Raw genomic sequence first — 217 nt, 5'->3', positions numbered from 1 at the left:
GCTTCACCCTGCGCTGCCGGTGGCTCGTCTTCGCGGCGTTCATCGTGGTCGGCGAGGCGATCCTCGCGTCCGCCGGCAGCGCGGGGCCGGAGGACGGGATGAGTCTGGTGGCGCTGGGCCTCGCGGTCACCGGCATCGGGATCGGGCCGCTGCTGGTGACGCTCTACGGCTTCGGTTCGGCGCGCAGCCCCGAGGGACGCTCGGCCACCGTCATGAC

The 217-nt window shown here is 73.3% G+C and carries 1 pseudogene; it reads left to right on the top strand.

Going from position 1 to position 217, the window contains the following annotated elements:
• Nucleotides 1-217: pseudogene (locus CH42_RS16590) on the top strand (MFS transporter); the annotation flags it as partial.

It is taken from the genome of Leucobacter musarum subsp. musarum (assembly GCF_001273845.1).
Taxonomy (GTDB): Bacteria; Actinomycetota; Actinomycetes; order Actinomycetales; family Microbacteriaceae; genus Leucobacter; species Leucobacter musarum.
This window is presented reverse-complemented; position numbering and strand designations above follow the sequence as displayed.